The 17,168-nt window shown below is 70.3% G+C and carries 16 protein-coding genes; 10 read left to right on the top strand and 6 right to left on the bottom strand.

Annotated elements, in window-relative coordinates:
* Positions 1 to 8: 8 nt before the first annotated feature.
* Positions 9 to 992 (bottom strand): DUF2125 domain-containing protein, encoded by a 984-nt coding sequence (locus BCF33_RS07220; RefSeq protein WP_106160304.1) that lies wholly within the window; start codon positions 990 to 992, stop codon positions 9 to 11.
* A gap of 59 nt (positions 993 to 1,051) precedes the next feature.
* Here BCF33_RS07220 and BCF33_RS07215 point away from each other — a divergent pair, with 59 nt between their 5' ends.
* From BCF33_RS07215 to BCF33_RS07205, 3 genes are read left to right on the top strand one after another with little or no spacing between them, the layout of a single operon-like run.
* Positions 1,052 to 1,621 carry a gamma-glutamylcyclotransferase gene (locus BCF33_RS07215; protein ID WP_106160303.1) on the top strand — a complete coding sequence of 190 codons (570 nt, stop codon included), beginning with the start codon at positions 1,052 to 1,054 and terminating at the stop codon, positions 1,619 to 1,621.
* A 35-nt stretch (positions 1,622 to 1,656) separates the two neighbouring features.
* Positions 1,657 to 2,835 carry a biopolymer transporter ExbB gene (locus tag BCF33_RS07210; RefSeq protein WP_106160302.1) on the top strand — a complete coding sequence of 393 codons (1,179 nt, stop codon included), beginning with the start codon at positions 1,657 to 1,659 and terminating at the stop codon, positions 2,833 to 2,835.
* A 3-nt stretch (positions 2,836 to 2,838) separates the two neighbouring features.
* The gene (locus BCF33_RS07205) at positions 2,839 to 4,926 is read left to right on the top strand and encodes a peptidoglycan -binding protein (RefSeq protein WP_106160301.1); all 2,088 of its coding nucleotides are present in this window, start codon (positions 2,839 to 2,841) and stop codon (positions 4,924 to 4,926) included.
* 3 nt (positions 4,927 to 4,929) lie between these two features.
* Here BCF33_RS07205 and BCF33_RS07200 read toward each other — a convergent pair whose 3' ends face one another.
* The 3 genes from BCF33_RS07200 to gloB all read right to left on the bottom strand — a co-directional run bounded on the left by BCF33_RS07200 (position 4,930) and on the right by gloB (position 9,176).
* Positions 4,930 to 5,901, bottom strand: a complete 972-nt coding sequence (locus BCF33_RS07200) for a M23 family metallopeptidase (protein ID WP_245883767.1) — start codon at positions 5,899 to 5,901, stop codon at positions 4,930 to 4,932.
* Entirely contained in the window at positions 5,898 to 8,213 is a 2,316-nt protein-coding gene (gene clpA / locus BCF33_RS07195) for an ATP-dependent Clp protease ATP-binding subunit ClpA (protein ID WP_106160300.1), read from the bottom strand. The genes BCF33_RS07200 and clpA overlap by 4 nt, the downstream gene beginning before the upstream one ends.
* Before the next feature lie 192 nt (positions 8,214 to 8,405).
* On the bottom strand, positions 8,406 to 9,176 hold the full coding sequence (gene gloB / locus BCF33_RS07190; RefSeq protein WP_106160299.1) for a hydroxyacylglutathione hydrolase: 771 nt from the start codon (positions 9,174 to 9,176) through the stop codon (positions 8,406 to 8,408).
* Positions 9,177 to 9,246: 70 nt separating this feature from the next.
* Between gloB and BCF33_RS07185 the strand changes: the two genes are divergently transcribed.
* From BCF33_RS07185 to BCF33_RS07155, 7 genes are all read left to right on the top strand, one after another.
* Entirely contained in the window at positions 9,247 to 9,990 is a 744-nt protein-coding gene (locus BCF33_RS07185) for a class I SAM-dependent methyltransferase (RefSeq protein ID WP_106160298.1), read from the top strand.
* 177 nt (positions 9,991 to 10,167) lie between these two features.
* Positions 10,168 to 10,725: a F0F1 ATP synthase subunit delta gene (locus BCF33_RS07180; RefSeq protein WP_106160297.1), complete on the top strand. Its 558-nt coding sequence runs from the start codon at positions 10,168 to 10,170 to the stop codon at positions 10,723 to 10,725.
* Entirely contained in the window at positions 10,725 to 12,263 is a 1,539-nt protein-coding gene (atpA, locus tag BCF33_RS07175) for a F0F1 ATP synthase subunit alpha (RefSeq protein ID WP_106160296.1), read from the top strand. Before BCF33_RS07180 ends, atpA begins: the two co-directional genes overlap by 1 nt.
* A 7-nt stretch (positions 12,264 to 12,270) precedes the next feature.
* Positions 12,271 to 13,140, top strand: a complete 870-nt coding sequence (locus tag BCF33_RS07170; RefSeq protein ID WP_106160295.1) for a F0F1 ATP synthase subunit gamma — start codon at positions 12,271 to 12,273, stop codon at positions 13,138 to 13,140.
* Positions 13,141 to 13,153: 13 nt separating this feature from the next.
* Entirely contained in the window at positions 13,154 to 14,578 is a 1,425-nt protein-coding gene (gene atpD / locus BCF33_RS07165) for a F0F1 ATP synthase subunit beta (protein WP_106160294.1), read from the top strand.
* 49 nt (positions 14,579 to 14,627) lie between these two features.
* Positions 14,628 to 15,062, top strand: a complete 435-nt coding sequence (locus BCF33_RS07160; protein WP_106160293.1) for a F0F1 ATP synthase subunit epsilon — start codon at positions 14,628 to 14,630, stop codon at positions 15,060 to 15,062.
* Positions 15,063 to 15,168: 106 nt separating this feature from the next.
* Complete coding sequence (locus BCF33_RS07155; protein ID WP_106160292.1) at positions 15,169 to 15,519, top strand: H-type lectin domain-containing protein; 351 nt, start codon at positions 15,169 to 15,171, stop codon at positions 15,517 to 15,519.
* Positions 15,520 to 15,677: 158 nt separating this feature from the next.
* Here BCF33_RS07155 and BCF33_RS07150 read toward each other — a convergent pair whose 3' ends face one another.
* Positions 15,678 to 16,064 carry a DUF6653 family protein gene (locus tag BCF33_RS07150; RefSeq protein ID WP_106160291.1) on the bottom strand — a complete coding sequence of 129 codons (387 nt, stop codon included), beginning with the start codon at positions 16,062 to 16,064 and terminating at the stop codon, positions 15,678 to 15,680.
* Between the two features lies 1 nt (position 16,065).
* Positions 16,066 to 17,085: a ribose-phosphate pyrophosphokinase gene (locus BCF33_RS07145; RefSeq protein WP_106160290.1), complete on the bottom strand. Its 1,020-nt coding sequence runs from the start codon at positions 17,083 to 17,085 to the stop codon at positions 16,066 to 16,068.
* Positions 17,086 to 17,168: the final 83 nt, after the last annotated feature.

Raw genomic sequence — 17,168 nt, 5'->3', positions numbered from 1 at the left:
TGGGGTGGTCAGTAGCGCAGCCGCGGCGCCGGCCCGAGGGGGATGGGCCCCAGCGTCGCGCGGCCGCCTTCGAAGACCAGCGCGGTCTCGATCCCGTCCGCACCGCCGTCCATCGCGTCGAGCACCGTCATGGCCTGCCTGACGAGCGGCGCGTAGTCGGGCGGCACCAGGCCCAGCTCCTCGCCGAGGGCGAGGAGATCCTCCCACCCGGCGAGGCGCAGGACGACCCGCCCGGTCGGCACACCCGCCGCGTCCATGTCCAGCGCGCCCTCGGCGTTCAGCTCGAGCCGCCCCCACTCGAAGGAGAGGCTGTCGAGGGAGAGGCGCGTCGGCTGCGGCAGCCGCGGCGAGAGGAGGGTGTGACGGTCCCAGGGCCGATCGAACCCGACGACCGCGTCGAGATGGAGCCGCTCGACCCGCTCGGGGAAGCGGCCCGAGGGGTCGACCACCTCGCGCGCGAAGGCGGGCAGGAGGAGGTCCGACAGGAGGAGGCCGACATGCTGCCCGTTCCGCGCGAGGGGGCTGGCCTCGCTGGCGGCGCGCATCTCGGCGGCGCTGGCGCGCCATCCCGCCCCTTCCGCCGCGACGGGGGCCGCGTTCGCCGTCAGGCGGCGCAGCGGCAGGTCCGCCGACGCCCCGAGCGCGAGAGAGGCGCGCATCGTGTCCGAGATCACGACGACATCGCCCACCCGCCATTCCGGCGGCCAGACCGCGATCGCCCGGTTCGGCGCGTAGGCGAGCATCAGCGTCTGGAAGAAGGGAAGCGAGACCTCGGGGCCGTTCGGCGCCGCGAGGAGCAGCCCGTCGGCCGTAGTGTCGAAGCGCGACGGAAAGCCGCGGGTGTCGAGCCCGTCGTAGCGCACGGTCCAGCCCTCGGCCTCCATCCTGCCGAGGAACGCGCGCAGGCCCCGCTCCGTCGCGGTCGCGCCCACCCACCACCACGCGCCCCACAAGGCGGCGAGGACGACGACGATCACGGTCAGGCGGCGCATGGGGCGGGTTTCCTTCGGGGGGCGACCGGTGTCTAGGGCGTGCGGACGAGGAGACGCGCATGACCGCCGACGCACCGGACGGCCCCCTCTGGGTATTCGCCTACGGCTCGCTCATCTGGAGCGCGCCGTTCGAGCCCGTCGAGACCCGGCGCGCCGTGCTACACGACTTCCGCCGCAGCTTCTGCATGTACTCGGTCATCTACAGGGGCACCGAGCAGGACCCGGGCCTCGTGCTCGCGCTCGATCACGAGGAGGGGGTTCGCTGCCGCGGCCTCGCCCTGCGGGTCCGGGACGAGGAGCGGGACGCCGTCCTCGCGGAGGTCCGGCGGCGCGAGCTCGTGTCCTCGGCCTACTTGGAGAAGCGCGTCGCCCTCGAGACGGAGGCGGGGCAGGTCGAGGCGACCGCCTTCGTGATCGACCGTACGCACGCCCAGTATGCCGGCGGCCTGCCACTCGACGTCCAGGCCGAGAGGATCGGCCGCTGCGCCGGCGATCGAGGGCCGAACGCCGCGTACCTCTTCGAGACGGTCGACGCCCTCCGCCGCTGGGGCATCCGGGATGGGGAGCTGGAGCAACTGGCCCGGCGGGTGCGCGCGGACCCGGTTCCCTTCCGAGGCGCCGGAGAGTAAGCCCGGCCGTGGAACCAGGGTGGGGGACACACCCGATGGCGCGCGCGCCCGAGGCCGAGCCGATCTTCACGCAGCCGGTCCGCCAGATCGTCACGATGATCCTCGTCCTGGGTCTGGTGGCGGCCGGCGGCTGGCTCGCGCTGCCCGCCGTGCTGCCGGTGTTCCTCGCGAACCCCTGGCTCAACGGGTTCATCGGTCTCGTCTTCGTCATAGGCGTCTTCGCGACCTTCTGGCAGCTCTGGCAGCTCGTGGTGTCGGTCCGCTGGATCCGCGCCTTCGCGCGCGAGGGTTCGGGAACGGACGCGCAGGCGCCGCGGCTGCTGGCCCCGCTGGCCGCCCTGCTGCGGCAGAGGACCGGCACGCAGATCGGCGCGTCGTCGGCGCGATCGATCCTCGACTCGGTCGCCACCCGGATCGACGAGGCGCGGGACATCACGCGCTACATCGTGAACTTGCTGATCTTCCTCGGTCTTCTCGGCACGTTCTATGGCCTCGCGACTACCGTTCCCGCGGTCGTGGACACGATCCGCTCGCTCGCCCCGCAGGAGGGGGAGGCCGGGGTCGCGGTGTTCGACCGGCTGATGACCGGACTCGAGGCGCAGCTGGGGGGGATGGGTGTGGCCTTCGCGTCCTCGCTGCTCGGCCTCGCGGGGTCGCTGGTGGTCGGCCTTCTGGAGTTGTTCGCAGGGCACGGGCAGAACCGTTTCTACCGCGAGCTCGAGGAATGGCTCTCCGGGATCACCCGCCTCGGCCTGTCGGGCGAGGGGGAAGGCGACAGCAGCGCCGACGTGATGGCGCCCTTCCTCGACCACATGGCCGAGCAGATGGAGGCGATGCGCGAGATGTTCGTGCATGCCGATGTCGCGCGCTCGATCACGGACGAGCGGATCGGCGCGCTCGTCGGGGCGATGTCCGAGCTGACCGGAAAGCTCTCCGAGGGGGGAGTGGCCGATGCCGCGCTGGAGCGCGTCGCGGATGGGCAGGACGCCATCGTCGCCGCGATCCGCGACGGCGGTGCCGGCGGGCTCGACGCCGAGAGCCGGATGCGCCTTCGCTCCATGGACGTTCAGATGCTGCGCCTCCTGGAGGAGGTCGCGGCAGGCCGCCAGGAGTCGCTGGCTGCGCTGCGGCGCGAGATGCGCGAGCTGCGCGAGGCGCTGGTAACCGTGCAGCGGCCTGTGCCGCAGCGCCGCCTGCGCGCCGGACAGGACTGATCCGTGGCCCTTCGCGCCCGCTCCTCGGGACGCATGCAGACCGGCATCTGGCCCGGCTTCGTCGACGCGATGACGGCGCTTCTTCTCGTGCTGATGTTCGTCCTGTCGATCTTCATGATCGTCCAGTTCGTCCTGCGCGAGACGATCACCGGCCAGGAGGACGAGTTGGGCGCGCTGACCGCGGAGGTCGCCGGCCTCACCGACGCGCTGGGGCTGTCGGAGGCGCGCACCGCGACGCTCGAGGCCGACCTCGGCGCCGCCCGGGACAGGGCGGAAGAGCAGGCCGCGCTCGTCGATGCGCTGACGGCCAGCCTCGAAGAGCGGGAAGCGCGCATCGCGGGCTTCGAGGCGCGGGTGGCGACCCTCGCGGCGGAGCGGGACGATGCGCGCGGCGAAGGCATGCGGCTCGCTGCCGCGTTGGACAGGGCGGAGGGCGCGCGGGATGCCGCGCTCGCCGAAGGGGAGGGGATGGCAGCGCGGATCGCCGACCTGGAAGCCGCCGAGGCCCGCCTGATCGACGAGAGGGAGGCGGCGCGGCTGGCCTTGGCGCAGGCGCGCGAGGAGGTGGACGCCGGCACCGAGGCTGCCCGTCTCGCCGCTGCGCGCCGCGAGGCGCTCGAGGCGCTGATCGCGGACCTGCGATCGGATAACGCCGCACAGGCCGACGAGATCGACGCGGCCACGCTGGCGCTGGAGAGCGCGCGGCAGGATGCGGCTACGTCGCTCGCCACGTTGGAGGCCCAGCTTGCCGAGGCCGAGGATCGGGCCGCGGACACCGAGGGTCGCCTGGCTTCCCTCGCCGCCGCCCTGGCGGATGCGGAGGACAGGCTGGAGGTCGAGGCGGACGGCGCGAGGCGTCGCGCCGCCGCGCTCGAGGACGAGTTGGACGACGCCGAGGCGTCACGGCTGGAGGAGGCGGCTGCGGCAGCCATCCTGCGCGAGAGGCTTTCCGAGACGGAGGAGAGGCTTTCGCAGGAAGAGACCGCCCGCCTTTCCGAAGCCGCGGCGGCCGAGGCGTTGCGCGCGCGGCTGGATGGTCTGGAAGAATCCCTGAGCGAAGCCGAGGCGGCACGGCTCGCCGATGCGGCGGCCGCCCAGGCGCTCCGCGCGCGTCTGGAGGACGCGGACGCCGAGCTGACGGCCATGTCGCTCCAGCTGGAGGAGGCGCGTGCGGAGGCGGAGGAGACGCTGACGCTTCTCGCGGGGGCCCGTGCAGCCGAAGATGCCTTCGATGCCGAGACTGCCGAGCTTCGCGCCCGGCTGGGCGAGGCGCTCTCCGATCGTGCGGCCGCGCGGGCGGCTGAGCGGGAGGCCCTGACGGAGACTGAGCGGCGCGACGTCCTGCTGGCAGCCGCCCGGAACGCCCTCTCCGACCAGACGGCCCTGACGGAGGCCGAGCAGCGCGAGGTCGAGGTGCTGAACCGGCAGGTGGCGGAGCTGCGGTCCCAGATCGGCGTCCTGCAGGGGCTGATCGAGGTCGCCGAGGCCGCCGATGCGGAGGAGGCCGTGCGCATCGAGGCCTTGGGAAGCCGCCTGAACGCGGCCTTGGCGCGGGCTGCGGCCGAGGCCCAGCGCGCGCTGGACGCCGAGGGCGAGCTGGCCACCCTTCGGCAGGCCGAGCTTCAGCGGCTGGAGCGATCGGCCTCGACCTTCTTCGGCGCCCTGCGCGACGTGTTCGAGGACGTCGAGGGCGTGCGCATCGTCGGCGACCGCTTCGTCTTCTCCTCCGAGGTGCTCTTCGAGCCCGGCCGCGCGACCCTCTCGCCCGAGGGGCGGGCGCAACTCAGCGGGGTGTCCCGGCAGCTTCAGGAGGTGGTCGACCGGATACCCGAAGGCATCGACTGGATCATCCGCGTCGATGGGCATACGGACGACGTGCCGTTGACGGGCCGGGGCGCGTTCCGCGACAATTGGGAACTGAGCCAGGCACGAGCCCTCTCCGTGGTGCGCTACATGACGGACGAGCTTGGCGTCCCACCCTGGCGGCTCTCGGCCAACGGCTTCGGCGAGCACCGCCCGCTCGTCCCCGAGGCGACGCCCGAGGCGCGGGCGCAGAACCGCCGGATCGAGCTGAAGTTCACCGAGCGCTGAGGATCACCTCCGGCGGAGGAGGGTCGATGTGGCCTGCGTCTCGATCGTCTGGCCGTCGCGGATCAGCGCGGCCCGCCCTTCGTAACGGCCGGGCGGCCAGCCGCCCTCGGGCGGGCGCAGGCCGGAGGAACGGAAGAACTGGGCTTGATCGCGGTCGAGCATCAGCGTGCTCTCGTGGATCGTGCCGTTCGGGCCGGTTATTGCCATCGCGACCTCGTCCCCGGCGCGCCCGCCATGGAAGGCCGCCCAAAGGTGAAGCTCCCCCGCCGCGGACGGGGCCGGGTCGACGCCGCCGGCGCGGATCGCATCCCAGGACGGCATGGTGCTCGACAGGCCGGCCGCCATCGCGCCCGCCGGATCGTAGGGGACCGGGTCGCGCCAGAGGGGGTGCAGGTCGCCGTCGTCGCAGGTGGCGACGCCGGTCCGGTCGAACGGGTCGACGGGAGCGTCCCCTTCGCGGACGGTGAAGTGGAGGTGCGGGAACTCGGTAAGGCCGGACAGGCCGACCTGCCCGAGAACGTGCCCCGCGCGGATGCGTTGCCCCGACCGGACGGCGACGCTGCCGCGGCGCAGGTGGCAGTATTGGGTCGACCAGCCGCCTCCGTGATCGACGAGAACCCCGTTGCCGCAGTCCCGTCCCGCAAGGTCGGGCGCGGCCTCGTCGCGAAATGAGACGTCGGGCAGCGCGTCGCGCGTGCCCCGAACGATGCCGGGCGCTGCGGCGAGCACGTCGACGCCCCGCTCCATCGCGGCGAGCGTGGGCAGCGCGATGTCGGTTCCCTCGTGCCCGTCGTAGCTCAACGGGCCGCAGAGCAGATCGGCGACGCCCCCGGTCGGATCCCGGTCCACGTAGTTCTGCACGAAACACGTCTCGCCGGGGGTGCAGGCGACGGGGAACGCCAGGGGGATATCGCGGGCAGCTGACGCGAAAGGGGCGGCCGCGAAGGCCGCCCCGATCAGAGCCGTCCGGATCACTCCGCCGTAAGGAGGGGCGGCTTGCCCCCCGAGAGGCGCGACTTCTCGGGTGCGAGATAGTCGAGCTTCAGATCGCCGCCCGAGACGCCGACCTTCACCACGCCACCCTTGGCGAGCTTGCCGAAGAGCAGCTCCTCCGCGAGGGGCTTCTTGATGTGCTCCTGGATCACGCGGCCGAGGGGGCGGGCGCCCATCCGGTCGTCGTAGCCCTTCTCGCCCAGCCACTCGGCGGCCTTGGCACTCAGCTCGATGGTGACGCCGCGGTCGATCAGCTGCGCCTCGAGCTGAAGGACGAACTTCTCGACGACCTGCATGATCACCTCCTTCGGCAGCGGCTGGAAGGCCACCACGGCGTCGAGGCGGTTGCGGAACTCAGGCGTGAAGGTCCGCTCGATCGCCTCGGTATCCTCGCCCGTCCGGCGGTCGCGGCCGAACCCGACGGGCGCGCGGGCCATGTCGGAGGCGCCCGCGTTGGACGTCATGATGAGGATCACGTTGCGGAAGTCGGTCGCCCGTCCGTTGTGGTCGGTCAGCTTGCCGTGGTCCATCACCTGCAGGAGGATGTTGAACACGTCCGGGTGCGCCTTCTCGATCTCATCGAGGAGGAGCACGCAATGCGGGTTCTGGTCCACGCCGTCGGTCAGCATGCCGCCCTGGTCGAAGCCCACGTAGCCCGGAGGCGCGCCGATCAGGCGGGAGACGGCGTGCTTCTCCATGTACTCGGACATGTCGAAGCGCAGGAGCTCGACCCCGAGCGTGTCGGCGAGCTGCTTGGCCACCTCGGTCTTGCCGACGCCCGTGGGCCCGGCGAAGAGGTAGTTTCCGATCGGCTTCTCGGGCTCGCGCAGGCCGGCACGCGCCAGCTTGATCGCCGAGGCCAGCGCCTCGATCGCCTGATCCTGACCGAACACCACCCGCTTGAGCGAGGTCTCGAGGTCCTTCAGGACCTCCGCGTCGTCCTTGGAGACGTTCTTCGGCGGGATGCGGGCGATCTTGGCGACGACGCCCTCGATCTCCTTGGCGCCGATGGTCTTGCGCCGCTTGGACTCGGCCAGGAGGTGCTGGGCGGCGCCGGCTTCGTCGATCACGTCGATCGCCTTGTCCGGCAGCTTGCGGTCGTTGATGTAGCGCGCCGACAGCTCGACGGCCGTCTTGATGGCTTCCGCGGTGTAGCGGATGTCGTGGTGGTCCTCGAAATAGGGCTTGAGGCCCTTGAGGATCTTGATGCTGTCCTCGACCGAAGGCTCGTTCACGTCGATCTTCTGGAAGCGCCGCGACAGGGCACGGTCCTTCTCGAAGTGCTGGCGGAACTCCTTGTAAGTGGTCGAGCCCATGCACCGCAGCTTGCCGCCCGCGAGCGCGGGCTTGAGCAAGTTCGAGGCGTCCATCGCGCCGCCCGAGGTGGCGCCCGCGCCGATCACGGTGTGGATCTCGTCGATGAAGAGGACCGCGTCCGGGTGATCCTCCAGCTCGGAGACGACGGCCTTCAGCCGCTCCTCGAAGTCGCCGCGGTAGCGGGTGCCCGCCAGAAGCGCGCCCATGTCCAGCGAGTAGATCGTCGCGCCGGCGAGGATCTCGGGAACCTCGCCCTGGACGATCTTGCGCGCGAGGCCTTCGGCGATTGCGGTCTTGCCCACGCCGGGATCGCCCACGAGGAGCGGATTGTTCTTGCGGCGCCGGACGAGGATCTGGACGCAGCGCTCGACCTCGTGGTCGCGGCCGATCAGGGGATCGACGTCGCCCTTCGTGGCCTTCGCGTTGAGGTCGACGCAGTACTTCGCCAGCGCGCCCTCGTCCTTGTCGCCCTCCTCCTCGCCGTCCTCGATCTCGTCGTCGGCACCCTGGACAGGGCGCGCCTCGCCGAAGGAGGGGTCCTTGGCGACGCCGTGGGCGATGAAGTTGACCGCGTCGTAGCGGGTCATGTCCTGCTCCTGCAGGAAGTAGGCGGCATTCGACTCCCGCTCGGCGAAGATGGCGACGAGGACGTTGGCGCCCGTCACCTCCTGCCGGCCGGAGGACTGCACGTGGATCGCCGCGCGCTGGATGACGCGCTGGAAAGCGGCCGTCGGCACGGCCTCGGACCCGTCGATGTCGGTCACGAGGGTGCTGAGGTCGTCGTCGATGAACGTAACGAGGGTCTTGCGAAGCTCGTCCAGATCGACGCCGCAGGCCTTCATCACGCGGGCGGCGTCGTCCTCGTCCGTCAGGGCGAGAAGAAGATGCTCGAGGGTGGCGAGCTCGTGACGGCGCTCGTTGGCGAGGGCCAGCGCGGTGTGGATCGCGTGCTCGAGGGTGGTGGAGAATGACGGCACGGGACGTGCTCCTCTCGCTCGGGGTCCGGTCTGCACCGGACCTTGGGCCTCATAGGTTAAAGTTTGGTTGTCCCCGCGCGGCAATCAAGCGGCAAAACGCCCCGACCGGATCACGATCCATGGCGGGCGGTGAAACGCTGGGCGTCGGCGGGGGGCGTCCGGTGCCGAAAGGGGGCGAGCCCCGCCGGACGGTCAGGAGAAATCGTCCCGGCGCCGCCTGATCTCGGCGAACACTGCGACGTCGGGCTGCGACCCCATATCTAGGGAGGACTTCACCGCATCCAAGCCTGCCCGCAGGAACGGGTTGGTCGCCTTCTCGACGCCCAGCGTCTCGTGGCCCATCGGCACGTCGCGCGCGCGCCAGGAATCTATCCGGTCCGCGCGGGCGTCGAGATCGGGGTTCCGGCGCTCGATCGTCCGGGCGAAGCGCAGGTTCGTGTCGAGGTAGTCGTGGCCGTTGTAGACCACCGTGTCGTCCGGCAGCTCCATCAGGGTCGAGAGGCTCTCCCACATCTGCTCGGGCGTGCCTTCGAAGAGGCGTCCGCAGCCTAGCGCCATCAGGCTGTCGGCGCTGAAGAGCGCCTTCGCCTCCGGCACGTGGAAGGCGACGTGCCCGACCGTATGGCCCGGCACGTCGATCACCCGGCATTCGAGGCCGACCATCCTCGCCGCGGTCCCCGGCTCGAGCGCTTCGTCGAGGGGCGGAAGGCGGTGCGCGTCCTGCGCGGCCCCGTAGGTCCTGAAGTCGTGCCGCTCCTTCAGGGCGGGAACGCCGTCGACATGGTCGGGATGGTGATGGGTCAGCCAGACCTCCGAAAGGGTCCAGCCCCGCTCGTCGAGCGCCTCGAGGATCGGCGCGGCCTCCGGCGCGTCGACGAGGGCGACGCGCCCGGTGTCGCCGTTGCGCAGGAGGTATGCGAAGTTGTCCTCGAGGCAGGGGATCGCGACGATCTCGTGGGTCATGACGGGGGCTACCTTCCGGGCTAGTGTGCGACCGGGACAGGGTAGGGCGCACGGGCGCCGGACGGAAGGCATGCATCTCGACGTCACGGAGCTGAGGGCGTTCTACTACCGGACGGGGCTGGGCCGTGCGGCGCAGAGGGCCGTTCGCGACCGGGTCGCGGCGCGCTGGGGCGACGTGAAGGGGATGACCGTCGCGGGATACGGATTCGCGGTCCCCCTGCTGCGCCCTTTCCTGAGGGACGCCCGCCGGGTGCTGGCGCTCATGCCGGCGCCGCAGGGGGTGATGCCCTGGCCGACGGCAGGGCGGAACGTCAGCGCCCTCGTCGAGGAGCATTGGTGGCCGGTCGAGACGGGGCATGTCGACCGCCTCGTCATGATGCACGGGCTCGAGACGTCGGATGCGCCGGGCGCCGTCCTGGAGGAGGCATACCGCGTCCTCGGCCCAGGCGGGCGCCTGATGGTCGTCGTGCCGAACCGCGCCGGCATCTGGTCGCGGCACGAAGGAACCCCGTTCGGCTGGGGAAGGCCGTACACGGTCGGGCAGCTGGAGGCGCAGCTCCGCAGGCACGGGTTCCTGCCGGAGGGGCACTGGGCCACCCTGTTCCAGCCCCCTTCGCAGCGGCGCTTCTGGCGGAAGGTGGGCCCCCTGATGGAGCGAATAGGCGGGCGCGTCAGCAACCGCGTGGCCGGCGGCGTCCTTCTGGTCGAGGCGGCCAAGCAGGTTCCGCGGCCGGCGCGCGGCGGCAGCCCGGAATCGGCCCGCGCCGCCGCCCCGGCGATCGGTGCCGCGCAGCCGGCGGCGCGGGCGTTCTAGGGGCGGCTCCGCGGCTGCCGGTGCGCCGGTGCGCCGCATTCCGCGGCGGCGGCGGTCCGCTTGCCCGCCCGCGATCCGGGTGTTAGGTGCGCCGCAACTCGGACGGGGGCCTTCTCGGGCCCCCGTTCGCGCGCGGGGCGCAGGCCCGCGGCGGCAACATCATCGAGAGGATCAGCGGTGGCAGGCAGCTCCTATTCCGGCGGCATAGCGGAACGCTACGCGACGGCGGTCTTCGAGATAGCCAGGGAGGGGGGCGCCATCGACGCGCTGGCGGCGGACCTCGACAAGCTGCAGGCCGCCCTGAACGAGAGCGAAGACCTCCGGGCGCTGCTGAACTCGCCGATCTACACCCGCGAGGAGCAGGAGAGGGGGATCGGTGCCGTCGCGTCCGCGATCGGGCTGGGCGGGACGCTCTCGAACACGCTGCGCCTGATGGCCACGAAGCGCCGCCTCTTCGCCGCGGGCGAGCTGGTGCGCGCCCTGCGCGCCCGCATCGCCGACGAGCGCGGCGAGGTCACGGCCGAGGTCACGACGGCGAAGTCGCTGACCGCCGCGCAGCGCGGGAAGTTGGCCGAGACCCTGAGTGGCAACCTCGGCCGCGACGTGAACATCGACGAGACGGTGGACCCCGGAATCATCGGCGGCCTCATCGTCCGCGTCGGCTCGAAGATGATCGACACCTCGATCCGTTCGAAGCTGGGCGCGCTGCAGAACACCATGAAAGAGGCCGGATGATGGGTATCCAAGCCGCCGAGATCTCGGCGATCCTGAAGGAGCAGATTCAGAACTTCGGCCAGGAGGCCGAGGTCGCCGAGGTGGGCAGCGTCCTCTCCGTCGGCGACGGCATCGCGCGGGTCCACGGCCTCGACAACGTCCAGGCGGGCGAGATGGTCGAGTTCCCCGGCGGCGTCCGCGGGATGGCGCTGAACCTCGAGGTCGACAACGTCGGCGTGGTGATCTTCGGCTCCGACCGGGACATCAAGGAAGGCGACACGGTCAAGCGCACGAACTCGATCGTGGACGTGCCGGTGGGTCCGGGCCTGCTGGGGCGGGTCGTGGACGGGCTCGGCAACCCGATCGACGGCAAGGGCGACGTCGAGGCGACCGAGCGGCGCGTCGCGGACAGCAAGGCCCCGGGCATCATCCCCCGCAAGTCGGTCCACGAGCCGATGGCGACCGGCCTGAAGGCGATCGACGCCATGATCCCGATCGGCCGCGGCCAGCGCGAGCTGATCATCGGCGACCGCCAGACGGGCAAGACCGCGGTGGCGCTCGACACGATCCTGAACCAGAAGAACTACAACGACCGCGCCGGCGACGGGATGGAGAAGCTCCACTGCTTCTACGTCGCGATCGGCCAGAAGCGCTCGACCGTCGCGCAGCTCGTGAAGCGTCTCGAGGAGACGGGCGCGATCGAGTACACGACCGTGATCGCGGCGACCGCCTCGGACCCCGCGCCGATGCAGTACCTCGCGCCCTATTCGGCGACGGCCATGGCCGAGTACTTCCGCGACAACGGCATGCACGCGCTGATCATCTACGACGACCTCTCCAAGCAGGCCGTCTCCTACCGGCAGATGTCGCTGCTGCTGCGCCGTCCCCCGGGGCGGGAGGCCTATCCGGGCGACGTGTTCTACCTTCACTCCCGCCTCCTGGAGCGGTCGGCCAAGCTTAACGAGGAGAACGGCGCCGGCTCGCTGACCGCGCTGCCCATCATCGAGACGCAGGGCGGCGACGTGTCGGCGTTCATCCCGACCAACGTGATCTCGATCACCGACGGCCAGATCTTCCTGGAGACCGAGTTGTTCTACCAGGGCGTCCGTCCGGCGGTGAACACCGGCCTCTCGGTCTCGCGCGTGGGGTCCGCGGCGCAGACCAGCGCCATGAAGTCCGTCGCCGGTCCCGTGAAGCTGGAGCTCGCGCAGTACCGCGAGATGGCAGCCTTCGCGCAGTTCGGCTCCGACCTCGACGCCTCGACCCAGAAGCTGCTGAACCGCGGCGCACGCCTGACCGAGCTGATGAAGCAGCCCCAGTATTCGCCCCTGACCAACGCCGAGATCGTGTGCGTGATCTATGCCGGGACGAACGGCTTTCTCGACGAGGTGCCGGTCGGCAAGGTCGGCGATTTCGAAGACGGGCTGCTGAAGCACCTGCGCGGCAAGCACTCCGCGCTCCTCGACTGGATCACGGAGGAGGACCCGAAGGTAAAGGGCGAGGCCGAGGAGCGCATCCGCGGCGCGATCGAGGAATACGCCCGCGACTTCGCCGCCTGAGGACGTCATGCCAAGCCTCAAGGACCTCAAGAACCGGATCGAGAGCGTCAAGTCGACGCGCAAGATCACGAAGGCCATGCAGATGGTCGCGGCCGCCAAGCTGCGCCGCGCCCAGGACGCGGCCGAGGCCGCGCGCCCCTATGCCCAGCGTATGGAGGCCGTGGTTGGCCAGCTCGCGCAGGGCGTGGGCGAGAACGGCCCCCGGCTGCTGGTCGGCACTGGCGACGACAAGGTGCACCTTCTCGTCGTCATGACGGCTGAGCGGGGACTGGCGGGGGGCTTCAACTCCTCCATCGCCAAGCTCGCCCGCACGCGCATCGATCAACTGCGCGGGCAGGGGAAGACGGTGAAGGTCGTCACGGTCGGCAAGAAGGGCCGCGAGCAGTTGCGCCGCGACTACCGCGACCTTCTGATCGACCATGTCGATCTCTCGGAGGTGAAGCGGATCGGCTACGAGGACGCCGCCTCGATCGCGAAGGACGTGCTCAACCGCTTCGACGCGGGCGAGTTCGACGTCTGCACGATCTTCTACAACACGTTCGAGAGCGTGATCTCCCAGAAGCCGACGGCGCAGCGGATCATCCCGGCCGAGTTCGAGGGCGCGGACGACGCGCAGGGCGGGGCGATCTACGACTACGAACCCTCGGAGGAGGCGATCCTCGCCGATCTCCTGCCGCGCGCGGTGGCGACGCAGATCTTCGCCGCCCTCCTGGAGAACGCCGCCGGCGAACAGGGCGCGCGCATGTCCGCGATGGATAACGCGACGCGCAATGCCGGCGACATGATCGACAGGCTGACCATCCAGTACAACCGGAGCCGGCAGGCCGCCATCACCACCGAGCTCATCGAAATCATCGCGGGCGCCGAAGCGCTCTAGACGGGGAACAGACATGGCCAACGCAACCGGCAAGATCACGCAGGTCATCGGCGCTGTCGTCGACGTGCAGTTCGACGAACACCTGCCCGAGATCCTCAACGCGCTCGAGACGGACAACAACGGCAAGCGCCTCGTCCTGGAGGTCGCGCAGCACCTGGGCGAAGCGACCGTCCGCGCCATCGCGATGGACTCGACCGAGGGCCTCGTGCGGGGTCAGACCGTGACGGACACGGACGGCCCGATCATGGTTCCCGTCGGCGACGCGACCCTGGGCAGGATCATGAACGTCGTGGGCGAGCCCGTCGACGAGAAGGGCGAGATCGACGCCGAGGAGCGTCGCCCGATCCACGCCCCCGCGCCTACCTTCGCGCAGCAGTCGACCTCCTCGGACATCCTGGTCACGGGGATCAAGGTCATCGACCTGCTGGCGCCTTACTCGAAAGGCGGGAAGATCGGCCTCTTCGGCGGGGCCGGCGTCGGGAAGACCGTGCTGATCCAAGAGCTGATCAACAACATCGCGAAGGTGCACTCGGGCTACTCGGTCTTCGCGGGCGTCGGCGAGCGCACGCGCGAGGGCAACGACCTCTATTACGAGTTCATCGAGTCCGGCGTCATCAACGCCGATGACCTGACCCAGTCCAAGGTGGCCCTGGTTTACGGCCAGATGAACGAGCCGCCGGGCGCCCGCGCGCGCGTCGCCCTCTCGGGCCTGACCATGGCGGAGCAGTTTCGCGACCAGTCCGGCACGGACGTGCTGTTCTTCGTCGACAACATCTTCCGCTTCACGCAGGCGGGCTCGGAGGTGTCGGCGCTCTTGGGTCGCATCCCCTCGGCCGTGGGCTACCAGCCGACGCTGGCCACGGACATGGGCGCCCTGCAGGAGCGGATCACCTCGACCAAGGCGGGCTCGATCACCTCCGTGCAGGCGATCTACGTGCCGGCCGACGACCTCACGGACCCGGCGCCGGCCACGTCCTTCGCCCACCTCGACGCCACGACCGTGCTGTCGCGCGCCATCTCGGAGCTGGGCATCTACCCGGCGGTGGATCCGCTCGATTCGACGAGCCGGATCCTCGATCCCGGCGTCGTCGGGGAAGAGCATTACCAGGTCGCGCGGGACGTGCAGAACATCCTTCAGCGCTACAAGTCGCTGCAGGACATCATCGCGATCCTCGGGATGGACGAGCTGTCGGAGGAGGACAAGCTGACCGTGGCGCGCGCCCGGAAGATCCAGCGCTTCCTCTCGCAGCCCTTCGACGTGGCAGAAGTCTTCACCGGCTCGCCCGGCGTGCAGGTTCCGCTGGAGGACACGATCGCCTCGTTCAAGGCGGTCGTCGCGGGCGAGTACGACCACCTGCCCGAAGGCGCCTTCTACATGGTCGGCGGCATCGAAGAGGTGAAGAACAAGGCCGAGAAGATGGCCGCCGACGCCGCCTGATCTGACATGGGGCGCCCGTCGCGGCGCCCCCGACGAACGGAGGGCCGTGATGGCCGACACGATGCAGTTCGACCTCGTCTCGCCGGAGCGGCGGCTGGCCTCGGCCGAGGTGACGGAGGTCCGCATACCCGGCGCCGACGGTGACATGACGATCATGGCGTCGCACGCGCCGACGATCACCACGCTCCGGCCCGGCCTGCTGACCGTCATCGGGCCCGACGGCGAGACGCAATACGCCGTGACCGGCGGTTTCGCCGAGATCGGCGAGAGCGTCACCGTCCTGGCCGAGCGGGCGCTCCCCCGCTCGGAGTTCACGCAGGAGAGGTTCGACGCGTTCTACGACGAGGCCGAGGAGAGCGCCCGCGCGGCGAAGAACACGCCCGACACGGGGAACGCGCTCGTGGACGATGCGGTGAAGCTTCTCGCCGACATGGAGGCATTGGGAACCCATGTCGGCCTGAGTACGCGCCAGCCGAACCTCTGACCTCTTCCACACGGGGCGGCGGCCCTCGGCCGAACCGGCGCATCCCGCCGCGTCACCGCCGGGCCCGGGCGTTCCGCCGAAGGCGCCGAGCGGTTATCCCGGGGCCATGATGCGGATCGACAGGCACCGCGTAGCCGTCGCCCAAGGTAACGTGAACCTCTTCTCCGACTTCGAGGAGGGTGGCGAGATGTGGACCGGCGACGGCGTTCGCAGCCGCGACGCGGCCGTCGCCTTTGCGCTGCCCTTCTCGGGCCCGCCGGTCGTCCATGTCGGCCTGAGCATGTGGGATGCGGCGCACGACGCCAACATGCGCGTCGAAGTCCAGGCCGAGGACGTGACCGCGACCGGCTTCCGGATCGTAATGCACACCTGGGGCGACACGCGCCTCGCGCGGGCCCGCGCGGCCTGGATCGCGATCGGCGCCGCCCCGAACGAGGACGACTGGGCGCTTTACTAGATCTCGCCTTTGGCGGAGGCCTCCGGGTCCACGTCCCCCTGCCGTTCCAGGTCCGCCAGCGTCCAGGCGCAGCGATCCACGAACCAGAGCTTGAAGGCGATCGTCGCCGCCCCGCCCCCGATCGCGGCGCCGGGGTCGAGTATGGCGACCCCGGTCAGTCAAATCACCGCCGTGACGGCGGAAAGACCCGTCAGCACGGTCATGGTGCGGCGGTGATGCCCCGGCACGGCTGCCGCATGGGCAATCATGGCCTTCTCGCCCAGCACCCCCCGCTGGGGCCATCCGTCCCACGCCTTCGGTTCGGGAAAGGCGCGAGGGTTCCAGACGATCCAAGCCAGGACCACCGCTAGGGGGAGGAGGGTCCACCACGCGAGGGCGGGGCGCAGGAACAGCACCACCGTCAGCAGGGGTAGCGGCGTCAGGATGCGTGTCCAGACCGACCAGGGGTTCGCGTGACGCCGCCAAGTCGCGTCGTCCATCCGCATCGCCCCGGCTCCGCCCCTCAGCGCGGCGTCGAGGATCGGGGGAGGCCCGGGGCCGAGCATCTCACGCCGCCGAGTAGTGCCCCTCGTAGATGGGCCCTAGCGTGTCGGCATCGAAGAGCGATGAGACGGAAGTGCCGTTCCAGATGTTCAGGATCGCCTGGGTGAACATCGGCGCGGTCGGGACCCGGCGGATGCGATCGCAGGCCGCCACGGGTCCCGTGGGCGCGATCGTGTCCGTCACCACGAGCGAGCCCATGACCGAGTCCGCGATCCGTTCCACTGCCGGGCCGGAGAGGACGCCGTGCGTGATGTAGGAATGGACCTCGGTCGCGCCCTGGCCCATCAGCGTCTCGGCCGCCTTGCAGAGCGTTCCGGCCGTGTCGCAGATGTCGTCCACGATGATGGCGATCCTGTCCTTCACCTCGCCGATCACGGTCATCTCCGCGACCTCGCCGGGCTTCTCGCGCCGCTTGTCCACGATCGAGAGCGGCGCGCCGATGCGCTTGGCCAGTTCGCGCGCGCGGGCCACGCCGCCCACGTCGGGCGAGACCACGGTGATCTGGTCCATCCGCCCGGCGAACTGCCGCTCGATGTCCAGGGCGAAGATCGGCGCGGCGTAGAGGTTGTCGACCGGGATGTCGAAGAAGCCCTGTATCTGCGCGGCATGAAGGTCCATCGTCAGCACCCGCTCGATGCCGGCGGTGACCATCATGTTCGCCACGAGCTTGGCGCTGATGGGCGTGCGGGCCTTCGTGCGGCGATCCTGCCGCGCATAGCCGAAATAGGGGATGACGGCCGTGATGCGCCGGGCCGAGGATCGGCGCAGCGCGTCCGAGATGATGAGCAGCTCCATCAGGTTGTCGTTGGCGGGGTTGGAGGTCGACTGGACGACGAACATGTCCTCGCCCCGAACGTTCTCGAAGACCTCGACGAAGATCTCGCCGTCGTTGAAGCGCTCGACCCGCGCATCGCAGAGATCGATCTTCGCGCCTCGGTGCATCGACATCCGCTTGGCGATGGCCTCGGCCAGCGGCCGGTTGGCATTTCCCGAGATCAGCTTGGGTTCCTGCGTGACCGGCATCCGGCATACTCCCCTGGCCGCGAGACCCCGACTCGCGTTGCCTGCGCCGTAGCACGGGGTTAGGCCGTTTCGAAACCGCCGGA

The organism is Hasllibacter halocynthiae (genome assembly GCF_003003095.1).
Taxonomy (GTDB): Bacteria; Pseudomonadota; Alphaproteobacteria; order Rhodobacterales; family Rhodobacteraceae; genus Hasllibacter; species Hasllibacter halocynthiae.
Note: the sequence above shows the minus strand (reverse complement) of the source record. Positions and strands in the feature narration are given on the sequence as shown.

Coding starts and splice junctions, on each gene's coding strand:
- BCF33_RS07220 (WP_106160304.1), bottom strand. CDS start 992: ATGCGCCGCCTGACCGTGATCGTCGTCGTCCTCGCCGCCTTGTGGGGC.
- BCF33_RS07215 (WP_106160303.1), top strand. CDS start 1,052: ATGACCGCCGACGCACCGGACGGCCCCCTCTGGGTATTCGCCTACGGC.
- BCF33_RS07210 (WP_106160302.1), top strand. CDS start 1,657: ATGGCGCGCGCGCCCGAGGCCGAGCCGATCTTCACGCAGCCGGTCCGC.
- gloB (WP_106160299.1), bottom strand. CDS start 9,176: ATGACCCACGAGATCGTCGCGATCCCCTGCCTCGAGGACAACTTCGCA.
- BCF33_RS07185 (WP_106160298.1), top strand. CDS start 9,247: ATGCATCTCGACGTCACGGAGCTGAGGGCGTTCTACTACCGGACGGGG.
- atpA (WP_106160296.1), top strand. CDS start 10,725: ATGGGTATCCAAGCCGCCGAGATCTCGGCGATCCTGAAGGAGCAGATT.
- BCF33_RS07170 (WP_106160295.1), top strand. CDS start 12,271: ATGCCAAGCCTCAAGGACCTCAAGAACCGGATCGAGAGCGTCAAGTCG.
- atpD (WP_106160294.1), top strand. CDS start 13,154: ATGGCCAACGCAACCGGCAAGATCACGCAGGTCATCGGCGCTGTCGTC.
- BCF33_RS07160 (WP_106160293.1), top strand. CDS start 14,628: ATGGCCGACACGATGCAGTTCGACCTCGTCTCGCCGGAGCGGCGGCTG.
- BCF33_RS07155 (WP_106160292.1), top strand. CDS start 15,169: ATGATGCGGATCGACAGGCACCGCGTAGCCGTCGCCCAAGGTAACGTG.
- BCF33_RS07150 (WP_106160291.1), bottom strand. CDS start 16,064: ATGCTCGGCCCCGGGCCTCCCCCGATCCTCGACGCCGCGCTGAGGGGC.
- BCF33_RS07145 (WP_106160290.1), bottom strand. CDS start 17,085: ATGCCGGTCACGCAGGAACCCAAGCTGATCTCGGGAAATGCCAACCGG.